The organism is Methanofollis sp., assembly GCF_028702905.1.
In the GTDB taxonomy this organism is placed as follows: Archaea; Halobacteriota; Methanomicrobia; order Methanomicrobiales; family Methanofollaceae; genus Methanofollis.
On record NZ_JAQVNX010000131.1, the window covers coordinates 1 to 4,741 of the forward strand.

Here is a 4,741-nt window from a genome sequence, read left to right on the forward strand (position 1 = left end):
CCGTTGATTGCGACCTTGATCATGTAAAGCTTCAGTAAGAGCAGAAGCACATAAATGTTCCCTTCTTCCCGGCCGGGGATCAGGGGCCGGGGATGCTCCCTGTCGCATTCGCGCCGACGCCGGTCGCTCTATACGCAGGTCTATATACGCGCCTGCCTATCTCAGTGGTGTGGAGACCTCCCGCCGCCATGCAAACAACTTTGACTTTCTCCGTCTCTCCGCGGCCCTGGTCATCATCATCTCCCACGCCTATGCCCTCCAGATTGGATATGGGGCGATACCGGGCAACTCCCCGGCGGTGCTGGTGGGGCAGGCGGCGCTTGCCGGTCTCTTCGTGATCAGCGGGTATCTCATCCCGCAGAGCTGGATGACACAACCCGACGTGAAGCGGTTCTTCTGGAAAAGGTCACTCCGGGTCTTTCCCGCACTGGTACCGGCCCTGATCTTCACGTTTCTTCTCGTCGGTCCGCTCGCCACGACCCTTCCCCTCGTGGACTATTTCATGACGCTCCTCTCACCCTTCACCCTCGCGTCTTTCGGTTCGGTCTGGAACGGATCGGCCCTCGGGCTCTTCCAGTCGAACCCTGTCACCTTCGTAAACGCATCCCTCTGGACGATCCCGGTGGAGTTCGTGATGTACATCCTCGTCGCACTCCTCGGTGTCGCCGGCCTCCTGCGGCGAAAAGATGTCCTTCTTGCCCTGATAGCCGCCGACTTCGCCATCTGGATGGCGGTGTACTGGGACCCGGGCCTTGCGAAGGTGCGGTTCACCCTCTACTTCCTCATCGGTGCTTACCTCGCTGTCCACCACAGGGGCCGCCGTTACGACCCCGCGACCGCCGGCGTGCTTGCCGTCGCCCTTGTCGCTGCATCGCCGACCCCCTTTGCCCTCTTTCTCGCCCTCGTCGCCGTGCCGTACATCGTCCTCGCCGTCGCCCATCTGGGTGTTCCGGCCCTGAACAGGTTCGGGAATCGCGGCGACTTCAGTTATGGCGTCTATATCTATGCCTATCCGATCCAGCAGATGATCGTCCTCTATCTCGGGACGTCAATGCCTCTCTGGCTTTTTTCGGGCCTCTCGGTCCTGCTGACCTTTCCCCTGGCCTATGCCTCCTGGCACCTCGTCGAGAAGAAGGCGCTGGCCTTAAAACAGATGGGATTCGGGGAGGAGGCCTCCCCCCTCACGACCGGGCAGAACCCCTGAAAGCGTCGAGGATCTGACGCTCATTCGGTTCTGGAAAAATCCTGTCTGTGTGCCTGTACCGGGGGTCCGGTGGCAACGGGGCGAACTTGAGAACACAGAGAATCAAAGATTCTCTGAGAAGTAAAATCTCTGGTTTTACGTGCACGGAAAATCGAAGATTTTCCTGTTCCGGCAGATCTCCGATCTGCATGGGATCGAAGACCTTCGAGATGCGAACGATGCGAGCATGAGAAAATCGAAGATTTTTGAGTAGTCCCCCGGCGGGCAGTCCGGGGAAGGCGGGGGGTTGGTGTCCCGCACCAGAACAGGAACTCTACGCCACCGAAAACGAGAGCATGCCGGACCTCTCACTCGCGGTTGCTGAAGAGGCTATCCAGAGCGGCGACGAGGTCGTCCACCCTGAAGGGTTTCGGGAGTGCCGCGGCAAAACCGTATTCTGAGTACGACGCCATCACCGGGTCGTCCGAGTACCCGCTCGACGCGATCGCCTTTACGGCAGGATCGATAGCGAGCAGGCGCTCGACTGTCTCCTTCCCTCCCATGCCGCCGGGAACGGTCAGGTCCAGAACGACGGCGTCGAAGGGTTCCCCCCGTGTCCGCGCCTCTTCGTAGCGCTCGACCGCCGCGGCGCCGTCGGCCGCGGTCTCGACGGCAAAGCCCTTTTTCCCGAGCATCAAGGCCATCACCTCCCTGATCCCCTCCTCGTCATCCATGATCAGCACCCTCCTCCGGGGCCCGCCGTTTTCACGCGCCCGGGGCGTCTCCTTTCTCTCCTCGCGCGGCGCACTCTCGCTCGCCGGGAGGTAGACCGTGAATGTCGTCCCCTCGCCGGGCGTCGAAGAGACGTCGATGGTGCCCTCGTGCCTGCGGACGATAGAGAGAGAACTCGGGAGGCCGAGGCCCCGACCATGTACCTTCGTCGTGAAATAGGGGTCGAAGATCTTTCCCAGGTGTGCAGGGTCGATCCCCTCCCCGGTGTCGGCCACCTCGATCCTGACATATCTGCCGGGGCCGAGAGAGGGGCGGGCGGCGGTTATCTCCGTGTTTTTCGCCCGAATCGTAACCGTGCCCCCATCCGGCATCGCCTGCGTGGCATTCAGGACGAGGTTCCCGATCACCTGGGAGATCTGCCCGATATCCACGTCCACTGGCCAGAGACCGTCTTCTATCTCGAAGACAGGCCGCACCGCCGATCCCCGCAGGGTGAAGGCCGTGGTCTCCGTGATCATCGCGGTGAGGTGACGGGCCTCGCGCACGGGCGCACCGCCGCGGGCGAAGGTGAGGAGTTGCGCCGTCAGGTCACGCGCCCTGAAGAGGGCAGCCTCCGCGTCTTTGAGGTATGTGCACCGTTCGTCATCCGCGGCGAGGCCGTCTTCGGCGAACTGGATGTTCGCCAGGATCGCCATCAGAAAGTTGTTGAAGTCATGAGCGATCCCGCCGGCAAGGAGACCGACAGACTCGAGTTTCTGGGCCCGGACCAGCTCCTCCTCGGCACGCCTCTCGGTAGTGACATCGCGGACGACGATCACGGAGCCGGTGACCCGCTGCTCAGGGTCACGGATCGGGGCGGTCGAGCTCGAGATGAGTCTTTCCTCCCCGTCCTTTCTGAGGAGAACAGCGTCGCCCCCGGTGCCATGAACCGGGCCGGCAATCGCCTGCCTGATCTCCGGATCGAGCACCCGCAAGACCGCGGCGAGGTCCTTCCCTTCGGCCTCTTCCTGCGGCCAGCCAGTGAGGACCTCCGCGGCGCGGTTCATCAGGACGATCCTGCCGTCGGTGCCGGTGGCGATGACGCCGTCGGCGATCGAGCGCAGGGTGACGGCAAGCCGTTCCTTCTCGGTGGCAAGGTTTGCCTCGACAGTCTTGCGTTCCTCGATCTCCGCCTTCAGTTGCCCGACGGCGCGGTCCAGGTCAGCAGTCCGCGCCGCCACGAGGTCGGCAAGGTGCCGTCTGTGGAGGGCGAGTTCGTCGTCGGCCATCCTGCGGGCGGTGACGTCGGTGTTCAGGCCGGTCATCCTGAAGGGCGTGCCGTCCTTCCATTCGACGACCCGGCCGCGGCCGAGGATCCATTTCCACCCGCCGTCTTTTGTCTTCAGCCTGAACTCGGCCTTGAAGATCTCATTCTCACCTCGGCTGGCGGCGAGAAGCGCGGCGACCGCCTTTTCCCGCTCTTCGGGATGGATAAGCCTCTCCCATGCGGAGAAGGACGGCACGAACGCGTCGGGCTCGTACCCGAGCATGCGGTACCACCCCGGACTGAAATAGGTGGTGCCGGTTGGGATGTGCCAGTCCCACAGGCCGTCGTTTGTCGCCTCAAGAGCTGCGGAAAGGCGCTCTTCACTCTTTCGCAACCGCTCCTCCGTCGTCCTCAACCGGCGGTTCATAGCCGTGAGAGTGACGAGGAGAAGGATGAGGAGGAGACCGGCGGCGGCGGCGGTCCAGACGGTCTCTCTCTCCACCTCGACCGTGCCGGGCGGGCGGTTGATCACCGTGCTCCCTGCCGGCAGGGCCGAGTCGGGGATGCCGAACCTCTGGAGTTCATTATAGTCGAACATTGCCGACTCCGGCCGCGCCACCACTGGCGGGATATCTTCGACCGGTTTCCCGTCAAGGATAGTCGACGCCATCTCCGCGGCCGTCGCTCCCTGCATAAAGCCCCGGGTCATGTAGCCGCCGACGATCCCTTTCCCGAGATAGAAGTCCCAGACGCCGTAGATGGGGACGTCTGTCGCCGCCCGCACCCTCGCCGCGACCTCGTCATAGGTGTAGCCACGACCGGTGGCATCGGTGTTGTAGGTGAGCAGAAGGACGACGCTTTCCGGGGGAAGGATCTGTAGGGCCGCCTCAACGTCGGTGAAGGGGAGGTCTTCGAGGACGGTCACGTTCACCTGGTCCTCGTAGGCGGGGATGATCTCCCGGAGAAGAAGTGCGTTCTCCTTCCCTGCGGTCGAGATGTTGTCGTTGACGATGACGAGGGTCTCCGTCTCGGGGTGGAGAGAGAGGGCGAGGTCGATCGTCCGCGGGATCTCGTAGTCCTCCATCACGCCGGTGAAGTCAGGGCTCTCGGGGGCCGGACGGTCGGGCCGCCAGTTCAGGCCGGTAACGACGACAGGCGTCCCCGGGAAGAGGGTGTCTTTGTACTCCCTGAGGAACTGGTAGGCATCCTCCTCAGAGGCGATGATGACGTCAGGAGGGCTGTCCCGATATTTTTCCCGGTAGATGGCAGCGAAGTCATCATAGTACGCCTCGCCGGCGGCGTGCTTCGTGTCCATCTACTCGATACGCAGATCTGTCCTGGCATCGGGCGGGAGGACAGAGACGACACCGGCGACGACGTCGTCAGTCCAGGTAAATCCCTGGTTGTAGGAGAGGAGGAGCATCACAGTCCGTGTCTCGCCGGCATCCCCTCCGGCGCTCGGCGTGATCAGGACCAGAAATATCAGGAGGGTGCAGATCAGCACCCGCGGCAGCGTATGGGAGGGTCTCTCCGTGCCGGTCACCGGAGATACATTGAGGAACCATGAAATAAACATTGCG

The 4,741-nt window shown here is 62.8% G+C and carries 3 protein-coding genes; 1 reads left to right on the forward strand and 2 read right to left on the reverse strand.

Features of this window, described 5'->3' with window-relative positions:
• Nucleotides 1-169: 169 nt before the first annotated feature.
• The gene (locus PHP59_RS11340; protein WP_300167056.1) at nucleotides 170-1,204 is read left to right on the forward strand and encodes an acyltransferase; all 1,035 of its coding nucleotides are present in this window, start codon (nucleotides 170-172) and stop codon (nucleotides 1,202-1,204) included.
• A gap of 347 nt (nucleotides 1,205-1,551) precedes the next feature.
• Here PHP59_RS11340 and PHP59_RS11345 read toward each other — a convergent pair whose 3' ends face one another.
• Nucleotides 1,552-4,476: an ABC transporter substrate binding protein gene (locus PHP59_RS11345; protein ID WP_300167058.1), complete on the reverse strand. Its 2,925-nt coding sequence runs from the start codon at nucleotides 4,474-4,476 to the stop codon at nucleotides 1,552-1,554.
• A partial coding sequence (locus PHP59_RS11350) for a hypothetical protein (protein WP_300167061.1) occupies nucleotides 4,477-4,741 on the reverse strand: 265 nt, incomplete at its 5' end.

Bases quoted from the DNA above. Each gene is read 5' to 3' on its own strand.
- PHP59_RS11345 (WP_300167058.1), bottom strand. From the start codon at position 4,476: ATGGACACGAAGCACGCCGCCGGCGAGGCGTACTATGATGACTTCGCT.